The organism is Streptomyces decoyicus (genome assembly GCF_019880305.1).
Classification (GTDB): Bacteria; Actinomycetota; Actinomycetes; order Streptomycetales; family Streptomycetaceae; genus Streptomyces; species Streptomyces decoyicus.
Map to the genome: position 1 here is coordinate 8224931 of NZ_CP082301.1, position 22042 is coordinate 8246972.

Below are 22042 nucleotides of genomic sequence, written 5' to 3' on the forward strand. Positions count from 1 at the left end.
TCAGGTGCGGTGCCAGGTGCCAGGTGCCAGGTGGTGCGTGGCGGGGGTGGGAGCCGAATCGGTCGGTGTCCAGGCCGTCGACCAGGCGGTGGAGGAATCGGGTGAACGTGGCGTCCGGGGGGGAGTAGATCCCGGGCGTGGCGAGGGCTTCGGCGAGCTCCGGGTGGTGGCCGTCGTCGGCGACGGCGGCGAGGTAGCGGGCTTCGCCGGCGGCTCGGTCGGATGAGTCCGCGGCCGCGGACTGTGTCGTAGCCGACGTGCCCGGCGACGAAGCCGGTGAGCATGGCGATGTGACACCACCGGTGAGCAGCGGGGGAGGGGCCGGGTTCGGCCAGCAGGTGGGCGCCCCGGGCGAGATCCGTTGTCGGCCGGAACGCTCGACCGGTCGGCGGCCTCCCAGGACGGCCTGTCGTCACGCAGGACCTCCGGGCAGTGAACCGCTCACCCGTTGCACCGCCGTTGTTGATCCCAAACGCACTCCGAGCCGGGCGGCTGCGGCTCACTTCTCGTCGAAGAGGAGGTCTTCGACCGGTTGGATCAACCGCAGGGTCTGACCGTTGGTGATCTCGACGACATGGTGGAGGCCGACGACGAAGGTGTTGGTCGACAGGATGCGGAACCTGTCCGCGGCCCCGGCCAAGAAGGCGGGGAAGCCGGCCGGCGACGGGTTGCCGAGCGCCAGGTACTCCTTCAGCCGGCGGAACAGCTTCGGGAAGATCACCACGTCCTTGGTGATCGAGGACATTCCGGTGACCTTCGCCCCGGCCATGGTCACGTCGCTCGGCCACAGGCCCTTGTCGGGCGCGGCCTGTGCCTGGTGGACGGCGGACGTCAGCTCGACGCGCAGGTCAGAGGGCAGGCCCGTGTAGTAGGCGGGATAGACCAGGCCCTCCGCGAGCAGGTGGTGGTTGGCGGTCTTCTTCAGCAGCTTCACCTTGACGTCGATCTCATAGCCGCCGGCCGCCGGCGGGGCTCCGCGGCCGACCAGGGCCACGCAGCGGCCGAAGCTGTCGGTGCCGCGAGTGAGGATGAAGCCGGGCACGCTGTCGGGAGTGGCGGTGACGGTCTCGTTCGGGTTCCGCTGGATGTTGGCGAAGCCGAGCCAGTTCAGCAGCTCGTCCGCAGCGGCATGGGCCAGATGACGAGGGCTGCGGCAGTGGTGGTGCCGAGGCAGACGGAGCCCGCGCCGCCGAAGCGCGTCCTGCGGGCCAACCGCCACAGCTGCAAGAGCGAGGGCGGGCGGCCCGCCGCCCTCGCTGAGCAGGACTACGCAGTCACCCGCTGCCCTTCACCCGCGGCAGCCCGGAGCAGCACCCCGGCGAGCCCGTCCGGGACGGAGAGCATCGGCCAGTGCCCGGTGTCGAGTTCGAAGAAGGCGACGTGAGGCTCGGTGAGCACTTGGAAGCGCGGATCCCCCGACCGCACCAGGGACTCGACCATGGCGATGCTCATCCCCGTGCCGGTACAGAAGACGCCGCTCATCGGCAGCTTGGCGGCGGCCCCCGACAGCTGGAGCGGCTGGGTGAGCGTACCCAGCGGCTGCGGCGCAGCCAGGCGGACGAGCCGGGCCAGCGTGTCTGCGGGGACGCCCGCGACGCTGCTCCGGGCCTGCGCGTCGTCGAGTGACGGCGGAGGGAGCCGCCAGCCGTCCTCGGCCTGTTCGGCCCGTTGCCGCCACCCGTCGCGGACCGCCGGATCGGGCTCGAATTCGCGTACCAGGCCGTGCACCGAGTAGCCGTCCATCGGCAGGGGCGCCGACACGTACACGATCCGGGACACCCGTTCCGGGCGCCGGTCGGCGGCGCCCAGCGCCGGAAAGCTGCCGTGACAGTGGGCGACGAGCACCACCTCCGGCGCATCCAAGTGATCGATGAGCTGCACCAGATCCTCGATATGTGTCTCCAAGTTCGTTTCCGGGCCCGCCAGATGGCGGCGGTCGCCCATGCCCGTGAGCGTGGCCGCGTAGGCCTCTGCTCCCCGCTCCCGTAGCCGATCCACTACGTCCCGCCACAGCCAGCCGCCCATATGACCGCCCGGCACCAGCACATACGCCGTCATCAACGCCTCCTCGCATAGCTTGGCTGCGCGGCCGCCCCCCCGTTGAACCGGCCGCGCATGCCGATACGGTAGGAACTCCCCCTGAGGGAGGTTCAAGACATGACCGTGTCCGCGTCCCCTGACGGCATGTGGAGCATCGGCGAACTCGCCGAGCAGGCAGGCGTCACCGTCAAGACCGTCCGCTTCTACTCGGACCGCGGTCTGCTGCCCGAGGCCACCCGCAGCGCCGGGGGCCACCGTCGGTACGGCCCCGAGGCCCTGGACCGACTCCGCCTGATCCGTTCGCTACGCACCCTCGACCTGCCACTGCCGCAAGTCGACCGGATCCTCGCCCAGGAGGACGTGCCGGGCGCAACGGACGCCCTGGAGGGCGCCGTCGCGGGGCAGCTCCGAGAACTCGGCACGCAACTGTCCTCCCTGCGCTGGCGGGAGGCCGCCCTTCACCTTCTCCGCGACTGCACCCCCGAGGAACGCGCCGACCGCCTGCGCCTGATCGGTGCCGTGAACATCCCGCCCAACACGGACGCTCTGGCTCGCTTCTGGCGTCACGTACTCCCCGCGCGGCTCCCGGCCCGCCTGCTCTCCACGCTGCTCGAAGCGGCGGTGCCGCAGCCCCCCGCCGACCCGACCCCGTCCCAGGTGCTGGCATTCGCCCGACTTCACGCCGTCGCCACCGACACCCGCGTCCTCGACATCAACATCCGCCGTCTCGCAACCCGAACCCCCGACGGAGCCTGCCGCCCGGCCGTCCTCTACGAAGGGCTTGTCGAGGCGTGCGCGCTCGCCGCGGCAGACGTACGAGCCCAACGCCCCCCGCACGCGGGCGAAGCCCTCGACTGTTTCGTCGCCGCCCACGCCGGCTTGCGCAACGCGCGGGACACCCCTGCCTTCCGCCGCCAACTCAGCGCCCAGCTGGCCCAGTTTGCGCATCCCCTCATAGACCGCTACTGGCAACTCGCCGGCGAACTCCCCTCCGCTTCCCGGCAACCGACCATCGGCGCCATGGACGACTGGCTCCGCGCCGCGCTGGACGCGCAGGTCGCCGCCTAGGAGTTGTCCGTCGAGCATGGGACTGATCGGTGTCCGATTCTGATCGGTGTCCGAGTCGTTGATGTGGACACGGAGCGGGGGATCTGAGTGATGCCGAGTGGGAACGGCTACGGTCGTTCCTGCCGGTAAGCAACGGGCGTGGTGGCCGGTGGCGGGATCACCGTCAGGTGATCGACGGGATTCTGCACCGAGTGCGGACCGGGGTGCAGTGGCGTGACCTGCCGGAACGGTTCGGGCCGTGGAAGACGGCCTACGAACGGCACCGGCTCTGGGCAGCCGAGCACCGGGCCGTGGCCACGCGCTACGACAAACGCGGCTCCGTCCACCTCGGCACCGCCACTGCCGCAGCCCTCGTCATCTGGCTGCGAACATGATCGGCCGGGCAAGTCCCAGGTGATCTTTGAAGACGGACCTAGTGCACGCAGAACTCGTTGCCCTCCGGGTCCGTCATCACCACCCACTCGCCGCCTTGCTCCTTGACGTGGCTCTGGACCCGGGCGCCGAGGGCGCGGAGGCGCTCAACCTCTGTGTCCCGCCCGCCCGCGGGGCCGTGCAGGTCGATATGCAGGCGATTCTTGGTCGTCTTCTTCTCCGTCGGCGGGATGCGATTGAAGAGCAGCCGACGTCCCAGCCCCGTGCCGCTCTCCGCGTCGTACGGGTCGTCGGGGTGGCGTACCGCCGCCGCGTCCCGCCAGGCGCGCCGGTCGTGGTGCTCGATGAGGATCTCGGGCGGGATGGCGCCGAGGTCGAGGAGCTTGCCGATGAGGGCGCTGTGGTCCTCGATCTCGTAGCCGAGTGTGGCCGCCCAGAAGTCGGCCTGGGCGTGCGGATCGTGGGCGTCGACGACGAGCTTCCAGTGCAGGGGCGTTGGGGTCATGGTCACCACTTATAGCCCACGGCACTGACACAGCGGGTCGCCGCTCGCACGCGGTCGAGTGGTTCAGATGTGTTCGGTGAGCGAAGGGGGCCGGCGGGCGCCGGGGGTGTCGGTTATAGGGGCCGGGCCCGGCTCACGATGCAGCTTCACCGTCAACCGCTTCCGCCCGGCGGCCTTCGAAGGTGCCGGCCAGGTAGGCGTTGCGCATTCTGATGAGGTGGGGCATGTACCGGCTCAGGAGGATTCTGTCGACGGCACGTCCGACGGGCCCCAGCGGTGAAGCGAAGTCGATGACGTCTCTCATCACGGTGCCACCGGCGCCGTCCGGCTCGAAGTGGTGGGCGTGATGCCATCGCTTGAAGGGCCCGGACTCCTGCTCGTCCACGAAACGGCGGGGACGGTCGTACGAGGTGATGCGGGCCTTGAGCCGCCAGGTGAGGCCGAAATGGCGAGCCCGGAAAGTCACGGTGTCACCGAGCGCCAGCTCGCCCCGGGTCCTGCCGTCCACTGCCCGCTCCGAGGAAGAGGCCATAGAGCGGGTGTGTGCCTGTACATCCAGGCACACCGCGAACACCTGGTCCGGGGGTGCGGCCACGGCTGTCACGACCTCGAAGTTCGGCATGAGCTCAGCGTAGCCACCGGGCAATGCCGTCCGATCGCCGGATCGTCGCTCCGGTCGTGAGGGGGGAGGAGTCCGCAACCTCTGATGTTGCATCGGCGGTGCGCGCGCCGTTGTTTCCGCCTGTGGGGCGGCAAGATTCACTTGGCTGGTGATCAGCTGCGCATGACCGGAGACGCGCACCCGGCAGGCTCGGCGACGTGTGCCGGGGGCGGTGCGACGCTCCACGGGCCGTACCCGTCCGCCGGCCGTACCCGTCCACCGCCCGTCCCCGTCCGCGCCCGGCAATCCACAACGTCATCGAATCGTCACGAAACGGGGAATCTCACGTCACACGGTCCGGTCAATATGGCCATGAGCGACTCGAACATACCTTTTGAGGTGGTTCATTCCAGATTCTCTCGCTCAGTCGCCGGCCGGAGATGACAAGCACGCCATGACAAGAGTTCTGCTGATCGAGGACGATCCCGCGGTGCAGAAGGGGGTCTCCCTCGCGCTTTGTCGGCGTGGCCACGACATCGAGGCCGCTGCGAGCGGGGAGACCGGGCTTCTCGCACTCGAACGGTACCGGCCCGACCTGGTCCTGCTCGATCTGATGCTGCCGCGCATGAGCGGTCTCGAAGTGTGCCGCCGCATCCGGGAGGCCCGGCAGATCCCGATCATCATCCTCTCCGCGCGCGGTGACGACATCGACATGGTGGTCGGCCTGGAGGCCGGAGCGGATGACTACGTCGTCAAACCGGCCAGCGGCGAGGTGCTGGAGGCCCGGATGCGGGCTGTGCTGCGCCGCGTGGCGCCCTCCCCGCAGGCGCAGGCGGACGCTCCGGCAGACGGTACGGGCCTCGCGGCGCAGTACGAGACCCACGGCGCTCTCACCATGGACCGGGGCGCCGCCGGCCGGGCCTCCCCCGGGGGCTGCGGGCCCGTCTGGTCGTCGCCTTTCTCTTCGTCTCCGCCCTCAGCGCCCTGATCACCGCCGCGCTCACCTTCAACCAGGCGCAGAGCGGCACTCTGGCCGGACCGGCCTCGCCGTCCTCACCGCCATCACGCTCGCCGCGACCGCACTGTGGGTACTCATACCGCGGCCACAGCTCGGCGCACATTCCGTGGACGTCACCCGGCTCGACGCGCCGACGCCCTAAGGGGTCTTGTCGATGAGCGGATTGTGGCGGTTGCTGTTGCTTTTGCTGTTGCTTTTGCTGTGGTGGAGTGGCGGGGGAGATGCGCCTGAAGTCCTTGGCGATGCGTGGGCGGTCTCCACGTTCAAGAAGCGAGCGTGACCTCGACCAGCCGAGACCAACTGGCCCGCACTCCCTCGCGAGTTGCCTCGGCGAACCGCGCATCGCCGAGGCGGCGCCGCGCGGTCTGCTCGATCCGAGCCGCATCCGGGTGGGAGCGGTCCGGCAGCCCGCGCACGCCCGCGCTCGCCGCGAGCAGCCGCGCGGCCTGCTCGTGCTCGTCGCGGCGCAGTGCCAGGTCCGCGACCCCGACGAGCACCCGCGCGATCAGCGGCGCATGTCCTGCCTCGGACGCCGCCTCGCAGGCCGCCGCGCGGTGCGCCCGCGCCTCGCCGGGGTCGTCGGCGAGGTAGCCGAGCAGGTCGTGCGTCACCGCGCGGAGGCTCGCCTGCTCCGCCTCGTCGCCCAGCACGGCCGTCATGACGCCGAGTTGCCTGTGCGCCTCCCCGGCGTTGCCGCCCCACCGGGCGAGTTCCGCCTTCGAGAGGGCCAGGAAGGCCAGCGCGCCCGGCCAGGTGACCCGCTCCGCGCACCGTTGTGCCTCGGCGATGGCTGTCGCACCGGCGTCCTTGTCGCCCAGCAGCCAGTACAGCTGCGCCTGTCGCGACCGCATGCGCATGACGTCCTCGGTGGCACCGACCTCGGTGACGACCGCGATCGCCTCCTCGTAGTGCGCGCACGCACCGGCGAAATCCCCGCGCACGGCGATCCGGTCCGCCAGCTCGGTCAGGGCGAACGAGATCCCGAACCGTTCACCGAGTGCCCGGAATTCGGCGAGCGCCTCCTCCAGGCAGTCGTCCGCGTCCCGCCCGTCATGGCCGAGCACGATCCGCATCTTGCCCAGGTGCAGCCGGGCCAGCGCGCGCACCCAGGGGTCCTCGTCGTCGAGCAGCGGTTCCCACGCGGGCAGGAACGCGCCGGGTGCCTGAAGCATGCGTTCCAGCGGGACGACGAGCCCCATCGCCGGGTGGCGGCGCCGGCTGTGCCGACTGCGCCGGCCGAACCGGTACGCCTGGTGGATCCACTCCGCGGCCAGGTGTTCGTCGCCCGGCCCCGAGGTCACGAACATCGAGCCCAGGGCGTACACCGTGGCCCGGTCCTCGTCGGTCACCTCGCCGGGCGTCCTGGTGGCCGCGGTGATCAGCTCCATGCCCTCGGTCTTGTGCCCACTCAGCCACCAGTACCAGCCCGCGCCCGCCGCGAGCCGCATCGCCGCCTGCGCCTCGCCCGCCGCGAGCGCACCGCGCATCGCCGCCCCGATGTTGTCGTGCTCGGCCTCGAGCGCGGCCAGCCAGACCAGTTGCCCGGCCCGGCGCAGGTGCGGCTCCGCGGTCTCGGTGAGCTCGGTGAAGTAGGCCAGGTGTGCGTGGCGCGCAAGATCCGATTCCCCCGCCTCCGCGAGCCGGTGGCCGGCGTACTCCTTGATCGTGCCGATCATGCGGTAGCGCGGGGCGCCGGTGCCCTCGGCGCGCAGCAGCGACTTCTCGGCCAGCGCGGTGAGCAGCCCGAGCACCTGTTCCTGCTCGACCGCGTCGCCCGCGCAGACCCGTTCGGCCGCTTCCAGGCCCGCCCCGCCGGAGAACACCGAGAGCCTGCGCAGGACCCTCCGCTCGGCGTCGGTGAGCAGCTCCCAGCTCCAGTCGACCGCCGCGCGCAGCGTCTTGTGCCGCGGCAGCGCGGTCCGGCTGCCGCCGGTCAGCAGGCGGAACCGGTCGTCGAGCCGGCCTGCGAGCTGGTCGAGGGACATGGTGCGCAACCGGGCCGCGGCCAGTTCGATCGCCAGCGGCATCCCGTCCAGCGCCCGGCAGACGCGCACCATCGTCGCCAGCGTGGGGGCGTCGGCCACGAGATCCCGGCGCACCGCCCCGGCCCGGTCCCGCAGCAGCTGAACGGCGGGTGCGGACTCCATCCCGCCCGGGCCCGCGTCCCCGTCCGGCAGGGCCAGTGGCTCGAGCGGCCACAGCGCCTCCCCCGTGATGCCGAGCGGTTCCCGGCTCGTCGCCAGGATCCGCAGCCGCCGGCACTCCCCGAGCACCCGGTGGGCGAACGCCGCCGCGGACTCGATCACGTGCTCGCAGTTGTCCAGGATCAGCAGCGCCTCCCGCTCGCGGATCGCGGCGACGAGCCGGTCCGTCAGCTCCGCGTTCGGGGCCCCGCCGAGCAGGGCGTCCCGGAGGCCGAGCCCGGTGAGCGCCGACTGCGCCACATCGCCGTCCGCGCCGATGGCGGCGAGCTCCACCAGCCAGGCCCCGTCCGGCAGGTCGCCGAGCAGCGTGCGCGCGGTCTCCGTGGCCAGCCTGGTCTTCCCCGCGCCGCCCGGCCCGATCACGGTGGTGAGCCGGTGCTCGGCGATGAGCTCGCGGACCGCGGCGACATCGGCGCCTCTGCCGACGAAGGTGGCCAGCTCGGCGCGCAGGTTGGTCTTGCCGCTCGCTTCCCTTTGCCGCATGCCCTGCCCCAACTCACCCCGCAGCAGCGCGACGTGCAACGCGGCCAGCTCCGGCGAGGGGTCGACGCCCAGCGCATCGGCCAGGGCCTCCCTCGCGCGCTCGTACACCAGCAGCGCCTCGCTGTCGCGACCGGCCGCGGCGAGGGAGCGCATCAGCGCGGCGACGAGCCGTTCCCGCAGCGGGTGCGCGGCCACCAGGCCGGTCAGTTCCGGGACCATCTCCGCACCGCGTCCGAGCGTGACCTCCGCGTCGAACCGCTCCTCCGTGGCGGTCAGGCGCAACCCTTCGAGCCGGTCGACCGCGGCATTGAACGCGGCGCTGTCCTCCAGTCCGATGTCCTGCATGGCCGCACCGCGCCACAGATCGAGGGCCTCGCGCAGCAGCCGCACCCGCCGGGAGGCGTCCTCGGTGCAGGCCCGGCCCGCGGTGACGAGGCGTTCGAACCGCACGGCGTCGACGGTGTCGGGCTCCACCGTCAACCGGTAGCCGTCCGTACGGCTCTCGACCGACCCGTCCGGTAGTGCCTTCCGCAGCCGGGAAACCAAGCGCTGGAGGGCGTTCGTCGCATCGGCGGGCAGGTGCTCTCCCCAGACCCAGTCGACGAGCGACGCCTTCGGGACCACATGACCCGGCTTGAGCGCGAGGGCGCTCAGCAGTCCGCGCAGCCGCGCGCCCGGCACGTCGGCCGAGCCGCCGTCGTCCGTGCGCACCTCGAACGGACCCAGCATCCCGATCTGCACCCGCTGATTTTGCCATGGGTGTGTGGCGGGCACCCAATTGTTGACGTGTTGCGGGAAGTTGTCGTGGTGACGCGCTCGGCCGACGGATTCACCGGGCGGTTTCCGTCCAGGTGACCGGCAGTTCGTGGACGCCGTAGATGTTCATGTCGGTCTTGAGTTTCACCTCGCCGGCCGGGACGGCGAGCTCAAGGGTCGGGAAGCGACGCAGCAGTCCCTCGAAACCGGCGCGCATCTCGATGCGGGCCAGTTGCTGTCCGAGGCATTGGTGGATGCCGTGGCCGAAGGAGAGGTGACCGCGGGCCGTGCGGTGGATGTCCAGGGTGTCGGGGTTGTCGAAGCGCTGGGGGTCGTGGTTGGCGGCCAGCAGTGAGACCACGACGGTCGATCCCTTGCCGATTGTTTCGCCGCCGAGTTCGATGTCCTCCGTGGCGTAGCGGTAGAAGATGTCGGCAATGGACAGATAGCGCAGGAGCTCCTCGACGGCGCCGGGCATCAGGTCCGGGTTGGCGCGCAGTTCGGCCAGCTGCTCGGGGTGCTCCAAGAGCGCGAAGGTGCCCAGGGCCAGCATGTTGGCGGTGGTCTCGTGGCCCGCGAGCAGCAGCAGGAAGGCCATGCCGGTCAGTTCCTCGATGGTGAGGTCGTCATGGCGGGCCAGGTCGGACAGTATGTCTTCGCCGGGGGCGGCGCGCTTACGCGTGACCAGTTCGGCAAGGTACGTGGTCAGGCCGGAGTACGCGGCCATCTTCTCGTCGAGCGACACGTCCTTTTCCAAGAACTTGGCGGAGTTGACCTGGAAGGTCTCCCGGTCCGCGTAGGGGACACCGAGCAGTGCGCAGATCACCAGCGAGGGCACCGGCAGCGCGAACTCCTTGACCAGGTCGACCGGCGGGGCAAGGCGCGCCAGTTCGTCCAGTTGCCGCTCGACGATGTCGCTGATGTGTTCTTCGAGCTGCTTCATCCGTTTGACGGTGAAGGCGCCGGTGAGCTTCCTCCGCAGCCGGGTGTGGTCCGGCGGGTCCATGGCGATGAAAAGGCCCGGAATCTGCGGGGACGGTTCGGTGGGGGCGGGTATACCGGGGGTCTCGTACGGCACGTGGAGAACGCCGATGTCCTGGCGGGAGCTGAAACGGGTGTCGGCCATGAGCCGGCGGACCGCGTCGTAGCCGGTGACGATCCAGCCCTCGTGACCGTCGGGGAAGACCATGGGACTGACCGGGCGAGCCTCGCGCAGCCGGGAGATGTCACGGGGCGGGGCGAAGGGGCCCGCATCGCGCTCCATCGGGAGACCCTGCGGGACGGGAACCGTTCGACTCATCGGACTGCCTTTCGTGGCGGTTGTTGCGGCCACCGTCGCCGACGGACCTGACATACGCCTGACACGGCGCTGACACCGGCCATACCGGAGATCTGGCCGGTGTCAGAGCGTGCTCCGTGGGTGTCTGAGGATGGTTGATGGTGGTGGAGCGGTGCGTCGGGGTGAGTTGGCCCGGTGTTGCGTGGGAGGCGCTTTCGCCTCTGCTGCCGCCGGGTCCTCTTCGTGGTGGTCGGTGGCGTGATCAACGCCCGACGTGCTGATCGCCGACAAGGGCTACGCCGGGTTCGCCTGCTGGTGTTCTTGCGGCGGGGCGGAGTCGAGCGGAGCGGCCTCCTCGTTCACTCGTGCACCTTGATCGTCCCGGATCCCGGCGTCGCGGATGTGGCTTGGTAGCCGGCTGCCTGCAGGGTGAACATCTGGGCGTAGTCGCCCCCGAGAGCCATGAGTTCCTGGTGGGAGCCCGATTCGGTGATGTGCCCGTCGTCGAATACGTAGATGCGGTCGCATTCGACGACGCTGGCCAGGCGGTGGGAGATCAGCACGGTGATCTGGTCGTCGCGGAGCTTGTCGCGCAGCACCGCCCGGTAGACGTCGTGTTCGGCGCGCGGGTCCATGCTCGCGGTCGGTTCGTCCAGCAGCAGCACGGGGGCGTTCTTGTACAGGCCTCGGGCCACGGCGACCTTCGCCCACTGGCCGGCCGACAGCTCCTGGCCGCCGCGGAACCGCTTGGACAGCAGCGCCTGCCAGGTGCCGGGCAGCCCGGCGATGACCTCTTCGGCGCCGGACGCCCTCGCGGCGTCCAGCGCCCGCTGGGGGTCTGCCTCGGTGAGCGTGCCGCGGGAGACCGTGAGGTTCGCCAGTGCGCTGAAGGGGAAATGCACCGGGTCCTGAAGCACGGTGGCCACCCGCCTCTGGAGGGACTCAGTATCCAGGTCCGCGGCATCCACCCCGTCCCAGAGGACGGCCCCCTCCTGCGGGTCGTAGAGGCCGGCGATCAGTCGCGAACAGGTGCTCTTGCCGGACCCGTTGAGGCCGACGAAGGCGACGGTCTCCCCGGCATGCAGGGTCATGGAGATGTCCTTGAGCGCCGGGGTGTCCTTTTCGGGGTAGGTGTAGCTGACGTTCCGGAGGCTGACCGTTTTCACGGATTCGGGTGCCGTTTGCTCGCGCCGACGAGGCTGAAGGCTGCGGCATCGCTCCTGAAAGTCCAGGAGGTCGGTCACCCACATCGCGTGCTCGTAGACCAGGTGGGCGACATCGACGAACCGGGTCAGGGAGGTCTGGCTGACCTGGATGGCGATCACCGCGCCCGCGCCGGCCGCCAGCGGAAGCCACCCGGCGATCATCATGGCACCCAGAGCGGTGTAGGTGATTCCGGCCCCGACCCCTCCCAGGCCACGCCCGGCCAGGGTCAGCAGCGCGGCACTCACCCCCAGGCGGGTGTCCTCCTCCGCGATGCGCGTCGTGAGGCGATGATGTTCGTCGAGCAGGGCCCGTTGAGCGGTGTCCGCGCGCAGTTCGGCGGCCGAGTCGCGGTCCAGCAGGAGCCAGGAGAAGACCCTCACCCGGCGCTGCAGGGCATTCCACCGCTTGAAGCTGTGGAAACGGGCCCGCGCGGTGCGCACGGCCGCGGCTCCCACAGGCAGGACGGACAGCGGGAGCAGCGGGAGCAGCAGGGGGTGCAGGACGGTCAGGACGCCTGCCGTGCCGATCAGCCCCAGGAAGGCGGAGGCCATGGCGACGACTTGGCCGACGATCTGGCGCGCGTAGAACAGCCCGCGGTCATTGGCCCGGTAGGCGTCGTCGTGCCAGTCGGAGTCGTCGACCACCTCCAGGCGGACGTGTGCGGTCAGTTGGAGGAAGTCGCTCTCCAACGCAGTGCGGATCTTGGGAGTCACCCGGGCCTGCGCGACGGCGACCCCGGCTTCGAGCAGGGCCCGGGCGGAGAGGAAGGCCACCACGAGCAGGATCTGCGGGACGGCGGAGCGGACCTTGTCCGGGGTCGGGCCCTGGGCGAACAGCTGGTGGAGGATGGCCACGGACGCTGCCAGGCCGAAGGCGGACATCGCCGCGGACACCAACTGGAGCACCACGACGGCCACGGTCGCCGGCCGGTCGGCCTGCCACGCCAACTGGCCGATCTGGCGCACGATGCGGGGGAGCCGGGCGAGGAGCTGTCCGACCGTCGCCTTGGCCGCGGCGCCGTCGTAGATCGACCAGTACGCCTCTTCGAGCTCCTCGGTGATGTCGTCGCTCGCCGGGCCTGCGGGCACAGCCGCCGGCGGCAGAGCCAGGGCTTCACGGCGGGGTGCGGGCACCCTCTTTCGCGGATCGGGGGTGTCGGCCGACGCGGACTTCCTGCTCATGCCCACCACCCCGTATCCGTTCGTGAGGAGCCGCGAGTGCCCGGCACGGAAGCGTCAACCACATGCCCCGAGGAACCCCGGAGCGGGCAGGGGGAGGCCGGGTGATGTTCGAACGCGGCGGGGTCATGCTCGGGAGCGCCTAAGGGAATCACGTTTCCTCCAGGAGGAGCGATGAGTACAGGTGCTCTAAGAACTGGCCCGGATCGCGCCCCGTAACGGGTACTTCGGGGGCAGATGGTGAACGCATGTTCCCGCTACTGGCAGAGCGCGCAGGGCAGTTGGTCTGCGTGCATCCGCGGGTGCTCGAACAGCACGGGTCGCTCTTTCGGGGTATTGCGGCGGTCGTCGGGGAGCCGTCGTGGGGCAGCCCGCAAGTGGGCATGAGCCATGAACAACGGAGACAGAGAAGGGCCGGCGGAGGTCAACAGCCCCTGGGGATACGCCCCCCCGCACCGGCCGGCCGGATGGCCGCCACGTGACGAACCGAGCGGGGCCGGACCACTTAGGCCCTCAGGAAGCCTGCTTGCCCGCCCGCCACTCCGGTGCGAGCACCGACCAGATCTCCTCGTCGTGCCGCTGCCCCCGGTACGGGTAGCTCTCCCGCAGCACGCCGTCCTTCGTCATCCCGAGCCGCCGGGCCACGGCGATGCTGGGTTCATTCGCTGCCGAGACCCACCACTCCACACGGTGGATGCCGCGCTCCTCGACGGCCCAGTCGATGATCACGCGCACCGCCCGGGTCACCAGCCCCTTGCCCACCGCCGACGGCTCCAGCCAGCAGCCCGCCTCGGCGATGCCCTGCTCGACATCCATCCTACGGAAGAGCACCGCGCCGACCAGCTTGCGGTCCGTCCAGATGCCGTGGAGCCGTCCGGCGTCGGCTGCCGCCTTCTCCGCGTACGCCTGGAGGAACGCACGGCTCGACGCCAGGTCCGTGACGACGTCGGGCAGCGCGTTGTGCTGCCCGATGAACTCCCGTCCGCGGTCCACATGGGCCAGGAACTCCTCGGCCTGCCACGGTTCGAGCGGGCGCAGCTCGGCGCCGTCGTCACCCAGGGATATCGCGTACATCGTCACCTTCCACGGTCGGCACCGGTGCACATGGTGCGAAGGGATCTTCCCACGGGCGGCACGCCACGGCGTGTGCGTCGGCGAGGCACTCCGGCGGCCGGGGAACCACACTCACCACTTGACCGGGCCCGTTGCCCGGCTCGCGCCCTGCCGCGGCCGCAGCATGCCGGCGCCGGTTCCCGTCGGCATGCCGGAGGGCTCCGGCAGTCTGCTGCCTGCGCGGCGGCACCACCCCGCGTCAGGGCCGTCGCTGCGGTTCGGCGCTCACCAGGGGTGATCGGGCGGCGTAGCAGTGGTGTCGGCGGCATGTCGGGGACTGTCGGTCCGATGTCGGTGGGGTCCGGCACCGTTCGAGAGGTCCTGCCGGGTGCCCATCCGGTGGGTGTGGATTCGCGAAGGGGATCTCTCGTGCATGACGTAGTGATCGTGGGCGCCGGCCCGGTTGGTCTGTTCCTTGCCTGCGAGCTCGGCCTCGCGGGCTGCTCTGTCCTGGTGCTCGAGCGGGAGCCGGAGCCCCGCTCCCCGTTCAAGGCGAAGCCGCTCGGGATGCGGGGCCTGTCCGCCGCGTCGGTCGAGGCGTTCTACCGCCGCGGGATGCTGCACCAGCTGCTGACGGCATCGGGCATCCACGACGATCCCGGCGCGGGCCCCGACGCCCACGAGCCATCACCCCTTCGTGGCGTGGGCCATTTCGCCGGCATGGTGCTCGATCCGGCACTGGTCGACGTCGCCGCCCTGCCGTACCGGCTTCCCAGCCCGGCGACGGAGGGCATGCTGACCTACCTCGAAGCGGTCGAGTCGCTGCTGTCCGAGCAGGCGTCCCGGCTCGGCGTGGAAATCAGGCACGGCGTCACGGTCTCAGCCATCGACCAGAACGAGGAGAGCGCCGTCGCGCAAGCAGGCGAGCACGAGTACGCGGCGCGCTGGGTCGTCGGCTGCGATGGCGGACGCAGTACGGTGCGTGGGCTCGCCGGCTTCGCATTCGTCGGCACCGAGCCGCAGTTCACCGGCTACGCCCTGCATGCCACCGTCGCCGATCCCGAGAAGCTGCGCTCTGGGATCAACCTGACGCCGACGGGCATGTACCTCCAGCTCGTGGAAGGGCACATGGGCATGATGGACTTCGACGGCGGCGCGTACGATCGCTCGCAGCAGCCGACTCGCGACCATCTCCAGGCGGTTCTGCGCCGTGTATCCGGCACCGATGTGACGCTGAGCGAAGTGCATCTCGCCTCGAGCTTCACCGATCGGGCGATGCAGACGACGACCTACCGGCGGGGACGCGTCCTGCTCGCGGGCGACGCCGCTCACATCCACTCGCCCCTCGGCGGGCAGGGACTCAACACCGGCATCGGCGACGCCATGAACCTGGGTTGGAAGCTCGCGGCGACCGTGCACGGGTACGCGCCGGACGGGCTACTCGACACCTACACCCGCGAGCGCCATCCGATCGGCGCAGCGGTGCTCGACTGGTCGCGCGCCCAGGTGGCGGCCATGCGGCCGGACGCGCATGGCCAGGCCGTCCAAGGAGTGGTGCGCGACCTGATCGGGACACGTGACGGAACGACCTATGTGTTCGAGAGGCTGTCGGGCTCGTCGATCCGTTACGACCTCGGCAGCGAGCATCCACTGGTCGGCCGCAACGCCCCGGACCTTCGCCTCGAAAACGGCACTCGCCTCGGCGACCTGATGCGGGACGGACGGGGCGTCGCGCTCGATTTCAGTACCGACCGATGCCTGCGCGGTTCAGCGGAGGGCTGGGAGAGTCGGATGCAGTATGCAGCCGGTCCGGCGAGAAACGACCTCGGACTGGGTGCCGTGCTGGTCCGACCCGACGGCGTGGTCGCCTGGGCAGGTGATCGCAACCCTGATCGTGAAGCGTTCGAGCGGGCCGCCGGCCATTGGTTCGGTGGTCCGGAAATCTGAGGCAGCCACCCCGTTCTCCTTAGCAGCTGCCCCCGTTCCCTTTTCGTTCCTGCGGGCGCTGAAGCGCGCGAAGGGAATCATTCCGATGCGAAATCATTCGCCGGAATATCAACGTTCTCCTCCACTTTCCTCGCCTCACCCGAGTTCAAGGAGCGCACATGACGATCACTGTCCGACCGGGAAGCACCGTGATGTTCACCGGCGATTCGATCACCGACTGCCAACGGCTGGAGAACGAAGACGGCCTCGGGTTCGGCTACCCGCTGCGCGTCGCGGGGGAGTGGGGACTCCGGCACCCGGACCGGCCCGTGACCTGGCTGAACTCCGGGATCGCGGGCCACAAGGTGAGGGACCTCGAAGCGCGCTGGCAGGCAGACGTACTCGACGCGCGCCCGGACGTGGTGTCGATCCTCGCCGGGGTCAACGACATGGGCTGGCACACGCTGGACCCGAAGGGGTACGTGATCCCCGTGGAGGAGTTCGAGGCGGGTTACGACCGACTGCTCGCGCCCCTCGCCGAGGCCGGCACGGAGCTGATCCTCATCGAGCCGTTCCTCCTGCCGATCCACGGCGTCGTCGAGGCCGGTGCCGGTGTCGCGCTCATCGGAGAGAAAGAGCGAGAGGAATGGCGCACCGACCTGGACCCGAAGATCCAGGCCGTGCGCAAGCTCGCCCGCAAGTACGGCGCGCATCTGCTCGCCGCCGACGGCATGTTCGCCGAGCTCGCCGCGACGACCGGACCGGAGTACTGGGCCGCGGACGGCGTACACCCGACGCCGGCCGGTCACGCCGCACTCGCGGCGGCCTGGCTGCGCCTGGTCGCGTGACCGGTCCTCGGGACCACCCGCGACACCGGCGTTCGCGAGGAGCTTCGCCGGCCGGGCCGCCCCGCCCCCGCAGGCGGTCAGGGGCTGACGCCACGCTCAGCGGCGTCGGCTCAGGTCCGGGACATGAGCCGCACCATCGCCGTGTCGTACCGTGCCTGTAGCGCCACATCCGCCGACACCCGCAGCAGCGCGCCCAGCGCCCGGACCGCACCGTCGTCGTAGCCGCACGATTCCGCCTCGCGTGCCGCTTCCTCGAGCCGCCGGACACCCTCGGTCTCGTCGCCCATCCCCAGCAATGCCTCCCCGGCCACCGTGAGTAACAGCACCCGGGACGCCGTCGACGTGTCCGCGGGGTCGTCGAGGGCATGTGCGGCGATGGACGTTTCGAGGGCCGACTGCCATTCCCCGGCGTCCAGGTGGTGGCGGGCGAGGTGGTAGAGGGCCAGCCGCTCGGTGTGCCGGTCGCCGGCGCCGCGGGCGAGCCGTGCCGCCTGTGCGCATCCCTCGGCCGCCTCCTCCGGGCTGCCGAGCGCTGCTCGGGCGAGCGACAGATTGACCAGGGCGGTCGCCTCGCCGCGCGTATCGCCGGTCCGCGCGGCGAGCGCGGGGGCGGCATCGAGGTGGACCAGCGCCTCATGGATACGGCCCTCTTCGGTCAGCACCCATCCGAGCAGGGCGAGGATCCGCGACTGCGCGCGGGGGTCGGCATCGGCCCGCGCCGCCTCAAGTGCTGTCTGGAGCAGCGGAGTCCAGCCGTCGAGGACCCGCCACACCATCTGCGGCCACATGGCCAGGACGAGCCGCCAGGTCCTGCTGTGCAGCCCGGCGGCGTGGGCGGCTGCCGCCGCCAGAGTCAGGTCCTCACGTTCGGACGCGTACCAGGCCATGGCCTGGTCGCGGCTCGCGAACTCCCTTACCGCGCACGGCGGATGGAAGTCCGCAGGCAGCGCGAAACACGACTCGTCGCCGGGTTCGGCCGCGTCGGCCGCGGCCAGCGCGGTGGCCACACTGTGGTCGAGCACCCGCACCAGGGTGCCGGGCGCCGTGTCCAGGCCGCGCGCGTACAGCCGTACGAGATCGTGCAGCGTCCAGCGGTCCGGCGCGGTCCGGATGACGAGGTGGGCCGCGGTGAGCCTCTCCAGCGCGGCTTCGGCCGTGACCGGGTCCGTGCCCGCCAGGGCCGCCGCCGTGTAGCGGTCGAAGTGCGTGCCGGGGTGGCGGCCGAGATGCGCGAAGTGGTGCGCGGCGTCTTCGGGCAGCCGGCGCACGGTGAGCCTCAGGGCTGCCCGTACGCCCGTGTCCTCCACGTCCAGCAGGTTCAAACGGCGTGACTCGTCGGACAGTTCGGCGCTCATCGCGCTCAGGGACCAGGTGGGCTGATCTGCCAGCCGGGCGGCGGTCACCCGTAGCGCGAGGGGAAGCCCTCCGCACAACTCGGCAAGCCGCCGAGCGGCCACCGCCTCCGCGAGCACCCGTTCCTTGCCGATCACCGCGGCAAGCAGGGCCGTGCTGTCCTCCGGTTCGAGGACGTCCACGGGAACGGGGCGGGCCGCATCGGAGGCGATCAGGCCGCGCAGCCGGTACCGGCTGGTGACCACGGTGACGCAGCGGGAGCCGCCCGGCAGCAGCTCTCTGACCTGCCCGGAGCCGCGCACATTGTCGAGTACGACGAGGAGCTGACGGCCGGCGGCAAGAGACCGGAACAGCGCGGACGCAGCGCCGGCCGACTCCGGAATGCGGAGCGGCGCGACTCCCAGTGCCAGCAGGAACTCGCGCAGCACCTCTAGGAGGGTCGGCTCTCCTGTATCGCTGAAACCGCGCAGGTCGGCGTAGAGCAGGCCGCCGGGAAACCTGTCGCGGTTGCGGTGGGCCCAGTGGACCACGAGCGCGGTCTTCCCCACTCCAGCGGGCCCGGTGACCAGGCAGACGGGTGCTTCGCCCGCGGCGGCCCGGGAGAGTGCGGTGAGTTCGCCCGAGCGGCCGTGGAAGCCGCGCGGCATGCGCGGGAGGAGGTCAACCGGGCCCGGGTGGAAGGCGGCTGACGGTCCCTGCGGGGGGAGGGGCGCGGGCACGGGCGGCGGGACCGCAGCCGGGTGCTGGGCCTGAGCATGGGTCTGGGCCTGGGTCTGGGTCTGGGCCGCATCGTCCTCCTCTCCGCGCAGCACCACCGCGTAGGCGTCCGTCAGCTCCCGTCCCGGGTCGACTCCCAGCTCGTCGGAGAGCAGCCGCCGGGTGCGGTGGAACCAGTCGAGTGCCTCCGAGCGGCGGCCCGCACGCTGAAGCGCCTTCATGAGCGTGGCGGACAGCGATTCGCGCAGCGGATGGGTACCCGCCTCCGCACGCAGCACGGCCGCGGCGCGGGCATGCTCACCCATCCGCGTGTAGGCCGCGGCGAGCAGCTCGACGGAGGTCAGCCGGAGTTCCTCCAGGGCGTGCGCGGCGGCCTGAAGCGGCTGACTCGGATAGGCACCGGTCAGCGCGGGCCCCTTCCACAGCGACAGCGCCTCCTGGTACATCGCCACGGCGTCGGCCGGCGCACGCTGACTGCGCGCAAGCGTCACCAGTTCTTCGAAGCGGTGGGCATCCAGCAGGGTTTCCGGCATCCGCAGGACGTACGCCGTGCCCTGAGTGACCAGTTCGACACCGAACATCTCCGCGTCCGCACCGGCCAGCAGGGCTCTCAGACGCGACACATGGCCCTGGATCACACTGCGAGCTCGCTGCGGCGGTTCGTGGTCCCACAGCGCGGCCGTCAAGTGGTCCACCGGCACGGGGTGATTGGGCCTGAGCAGAAGGGCAGCAAGCAGGCTGCACCGCTTGGCGGGGCCGAGCGCGAGTTCGCCGACCTCGGTGGCGACGGAAACCGCTCCGAGCAGCCGGAACTCCACTGATGCAACTCCTCCTGCGGGGGAAAAGCCAGGTTACCGGAGGTGTGGGCGAGCATGTCCGGTATCCGCCGGCCACCGGTGGGGCCTCGGACGCCGTCGTCCAGCCGGTCTGCTGGGGCGCTGGAGCCCGCCGTGCGGACGCGACCGGGCCCGACCGAAAGCCCGCATTCCTCCCTCTCGGATTCCCGCCCTGCCGACGGCGACCGGCGGCACGTCAGAGCGACTATTGGACGTGGGAGGTCTGTTGAGGAGTTGATACGAGAGGGGATGTAGCCCCGGGAGCGGTTCCGCCCGCGCAGCATTCGCCTCACGTCACGCAGGATGGCGGGGTGACGCCGCGGACGACTTGATCTCCTCACTTCTGCGAGAGGGAGTCATCGGGCAAGCCGAGAAGGCCGTGGAGCGTGCGTCGTCCCACACCTGTCACCGCCACGGCGCGTGTGGTGCCGATGCGAGTGATCCAGCCCGCGTCGAACGCGTGGCGGCACAGGGCGGCGCCGACAGCGCCTGCGAGATGCGGGCGGCGTTCGGTCCAGTCCAGGCACGACCGTACGGACGGCCGGCGAGTGCCTGCCGGAACGGTGATGCCGCGTCCCCCGAGCCAGTTCTCGCCGTCGCCGGTGAGCCTGAGTCCCTGGTCCCAGCCCAGGAGCCCTCGCTGGGTCATCGCGTCGGTGATCGCGACCCCGACGGTTCCGGCAAGGTGGTCGTAGCACGTGCGGGCATGGGCGAGGGCTTGTCGGCGGCCGGCTGCCGAGAGTGAGCGGGTCGGCGGGGTGCGGTGGGGGGCCATCGCGGCAAGGTTCTCGATCAGCTCCGCGACGTGAGGATCGGCCAGGCGTACGTACCGATGGCGCCCCTGCCGTTCCTCGACCAGCAGGTTTCCCCGCACAAGCACGTTCAGGTGCTCGGTTGCGGTCGAGGCCGCCACGCCCATGTGACGCGCCAGTTCGGTCGCCGTCCATGCCCGGCCGTCGAGCAGGGCCAGACAGAAGCCTGCCCGGGTGCCATCGGCCAGGAGTCTGGCCACAAATGCGAGGTCCGGGCCTGTCTCGCGTACTCGCCGAGTTTCCATGTGCTCGATTATCGCCGCGGACACTTCGGCACCTGCCGAAGCATCCGGTTCTTAGGCTCCGCATCATGAACACCGCATCCCTCGGCGCTCCGCCGGCAGAGGCAGTCGCCACCCACATGGCAATCGAGCCGAGTGTCCTGTACTTCGGGACTCCGGTGGTGCTCCTCACGACAGAGAATCAGGACGGTTCCTTCAACCTTGCCCCGATGTCCTCCGCATGGGCCCTCGGGCAGACGGTCGTGCTCGGCCTGGGCATGGACGGACACACTGCGCACAATCTCGGTAAGCGTCCCGAGCTGGTGATCAGTCTTCCCTCACCTGCCCAGTGGCCGGCGGTGGAGCGACTGGCGCCGCTGACCGGCCGGAATCCAGTGCCCTCCACCAAAGCAGAGGGCTGCCGCTTCGAGCCGGACAAATTCGCCGCGGCCGGCCTGTGTGCCGAGACATCCCACCTGGTCCGTCCGCCTCGCGTCGTCGGATGTCCCCTCCAGCTGGAGGCGCGCGCCGAGCAGGTGCGGCCGGATGTGTCCGGAGGGTTCGTCATCGTGGAGGCCGTCGTGAGGAAAGTGCACGCCGATCCTCGAATCGTCGTGCCCGGCACCGACCACGTCGATCCTGCCGCCTGGAGCCCGCTCGTCTACAACTTCCGCCACTACTTCGGGCTCGGCCCGGAACTCGGCCACTCATACCGGACCAGGACGCCGCCCAGGCCCGATGCTCCTGCCGTGGAGCAGTGAGCCCGGCGGACATCGGGTGTGGCCGGGCGGTTGCCGGCGCGGAAGCGAAGCATGGGGAGGCGAACCCCGGTGAGGCGTCGAACGCGGCTACTTGCCCTCGTCCCAGGGCTTGCCGAGCCACCCGTCGTGGCTGTTGACCAAGGCTGCGAGTGAGGCGGTCACGCGCGGGTCCCACCAGTCGGCCAGGACGGTCAGGGCGAAGTCGTTGCCATCGGAGCCCCAGACCAGAACGTCCTCTCCGGATGACTTCCAGCGGATGGTGCGGGGCATGCGAGCGATGTCACCGCCCCCCACGATGCTGCCGACCGCGATGGCCAGCCACAGCGGGAGAAGCAGCCACCACACCCACCACCAGAAGAGGTGGCCTTTGACACCGACCACCGCCGGTCGGCCGGCTTGTTCGACCGTCCAGCGTGACCGGCCCCGACCGCCGTGCATCGCAGGGGTGCGCGAGATGAGTGCCAGTGATTCACCGGTGGCGCCGAGCACCTCGAAGACGCGTGCCTCGCCCTTCGCGGCGGACTTGGTCACGACACGAGCCAGCAGCTGCCGACGATATGCGTCGCTCCACAGCAGAAAGGCGCGGGCGCCTTCCTTACGGGCGGCACGGTAGGCGTCGTGACCGCCGGCCGGGAGGTCACGTTCGAGGTAGGCACGGGTCGGCCCGTCTGTGCGGCCGCCCTCCTGGGACGCGGGGGAGGTGAGGCGTATCTCCCGCCGGACACGCCCGTCCTCCGGTGCTTCCTTGCCCGCGGCCTTCCGGCTCGGGTGGTGGAGCCATACCGTGGTGCTCAATCCGTTCCCC

Annotated in this window: 16 protein-coding genes and 2 pseudogenes; 7 read left to right on the forward strand and 11 right to left on the reverse strand. The window is 70.6% G+C overall.

The features are described from left to right. The first annotated feature begins 46 nt into the window (after positions 1-46). Positions 47-226, forward strand: coding sequence for a hypothetical protein (locus K7C20_RS39565; RefSeq protein ID WP_030075322.1), 180 nt, complete (start codon positions 47-49; stop codon positions 224-226). Between the two features lie 273 nt (positions 227-499). Here K7C20_RS39565 and K7C20_RS35980 read toward each other — a convergent pair whose 3' ends face one another. Further along, entirely contained in the window at positions 500-1219 is a 720-nt protein-coding gene (locus tag K7C20_RS35980) for a hypothetical protein (protein ID WP_052414224.1), read from the reverse strand. Between the two features lie 47 nt (positions 1220-1266). Beyond that, positions 1267-2058, reverse strand: coding sequence for an alpha/beta fold hydrolase (locus K7C20_RS35985; RefSeq protein WP_053209618.1), 792 nt, complete (start codon positions 2056-2058; stop codon positions 1267-1269). A 99-nt stretch (positions 2059-2157) separates the two neighbouring features. On the opposite strand from K7C20_RS35985, the gene K7C20_RS35990 reads away from it, so the two are divergent. Together K7C20_RS35990 and K7C20_RS38725 are read left to right on the forward strand one after the other, a co-directional pair. Then, entirely contained in the window at positions 2158-3108 is a 951-nt protein-coding gene (locus tag K7C20_RS35990) for a MerR family transcriptional regulator (RefSeq protein WP_245171433.1), read from the forward strand. Positions 3109-3191: 83 nt separating this feature from the next. Next, positions 3192-3389 (forward strand): annotated as a pseudogene (locus K7C20_RS38725) (transposase); the annotation flags it as partial. A 131-nt stretch (positions 3390-3520) separates the two neighbouring features. On the opposite strand, the gene K7C20_RS36000 reads toward K7C20_RS38725, so the two are convergent. Next, on the reverse strand, positions 3521-3985 hold the full coding sequence (locus tag K7C20_RS36000) for a VOC family protein (RefSeq protein WP_030075316.1): 465 nt from the start codon (positions 3983-3985) through the stop codon (positions 3521-3523). A gap of 133 nt (positions 3986-4118) precedes the next feature. Further along, entirely contained in the window at positions 4119-4607 is a 489-nt protein-coding gene (locus K7C20_RS36005; protein ID WP_048828565.1) for an SRPBCC family protein, read from the reverse strand. Between the two features lie 433 nt (positions 4608-5040). Between K7C20_RS36005 and K7C20_RS36010 the strand changes: the two are divergent. Beyond that, positions 5041-5490 (forward strand): annotated as a pseudogene (locus K7C20_RS36010) (response regulator transcription factor); the annotation flags it as partial. Positions 5491-5867: 377 nt separating this feature from the next. Here K7C20_RS36010 and K7C20_RS36015 read toward each other — a convergent pair. From K7C20_RS36015 to K7C20_RS36030, 4 genes are all read right to left on the reverse strand, one after another. After that, positions 5868-9032, reverse strand: a complete 3165-nt coding sequence (locus tag K7C20_RS36015) for a BTAD domain-containing putative transcriptional regulator (RefSeq protein ID WP_053209619.1) — start codon at positions 9030-9032, stop codon at positions 5868-5870. Between the two features lie 88 nt (positions 9033-9120). After that, positions 9121-10347, reverse strand: a complete 1227-nt coding sequence (locus tag K7C20_RS36020) for a cytochrome P450 (protein ID WP_030075309.1) — start codon at positions 10345-10347, stop codon at positions 9121-9123. Between the two features lie 338 nt (positions 10348-10685). After that, positions 10686-12713, reverse strand: a complete 2028-nt coding sequence (locus K7C20_RS36025) for an ATP-binding cassette domain-containing protein (RefSeq protein WP_030075307.1) — start codon at positions 12711-12713, stop codon at positions 10686-10688. Between the two features lie 510 nt (positions 12714-13223). Continuing rightward, on the reverse strand, positions 13224-13784 hold the full coding sequence (locus tag K7C20_RS36030) for a GNAT family N-acetyltransferase (RefSeq protein ID WP_030075306.1): 561 nt from the start codon (positions 13782-13784) through the stop codon (positions 13224-13226). Between the two features lie 408 nt (positions 13785-14192). Here K7C20_RS36030 and K7C20_RS36035 point away from each other — a divergent pair, with 408 nt between their 5' ends. Together K7C20_RS36035 and K7C20_RS36040 are read left to right on the forward strand one after the other, a co-directional pair. Further along, entirely contained in the window at positions 14193-15710 is a 1518-nt protein-coding gene (locus K7C20_RS36035; protein ID WP_030075305.1) for an FAD-dependent oxidoreductase, read from the forward strand. Between the two features lie 158 nt (positions 15711-15868). After that, positions 15869-16537, forward strand: coding sequence for an SGNH/GDSL hydrolase family protein (locus tag K7C20_RS36040; RefSeq protein ID WP_030075304.1), 669 nt, complete (start codon positions 15869-15871; stop codon positions 16535-16537). Between the two features lie 110 nt (positions 16538-16647). On the opposite strand, the gene K7C20_RS36045 is transcribed toward K7C20_RS36040, so the two are convergent. Both K7C20_RS36045 and K7C20_RS36050 read right to left on the reverse strand, forming a co-directional pair. After that, positions 16648-19425, reverse strand: coding sequence for an AfsR/SARP family transcriptional regulator (locus tag K7C20_RS36045; RefSeq protein ID WP_053209620.1), 2778 nt, complete (start codon positions 19423-19425; stop codon positions 16648-16650). A gap of 355 nt (positions 19426-19780) precedes the next feature. Further along, a complete protein-coding gene (locus K7C20_RS36050) occupies positions 19781-20500 on the reverse strand; it encodes an ArsR/SmtB family transcription factor (RefSeq protein ID WP_053209621.1) in 720 nt (239 codons plus the stop codon). Positions 20501-20565: 65 nt separating this feature from the next. On the opposite strand from K7C20_RS36050, the gene K7C20_RS36055 reads away from it, so the two are divergent. Beyond that, positions 20566-21237 (forward strand): flavin reductase family protein, encoded by a 672-nt coding sequence (locus K7C20_RS36055; RefSeq protein ID WP_030075300.1) that lies wholly within the window; start codon positions 20566-20568, stop codon positions 21235-21237. An 87-nt stretch (positions 21238-21324) separates the two neighbouring features. Here K7C20_RS36055 and K7C20_RS36060 read toward each other — a convergent pair whose 3' ends face one another. Next, positions 21325-22032 carry a hypothetical protein gene (locus K7C20_RS36060; protein ID WP_030075299.1) on the reverse strand — a complete coding sequence of 236 codons (708 nt, stop codon included), beginning with the start codon at positions 22030-22032 and terminating at the stop codon, positions 21325-21327. Between the last annotated feature and the right edge of the window lie 10 nt (positions 22033-22042).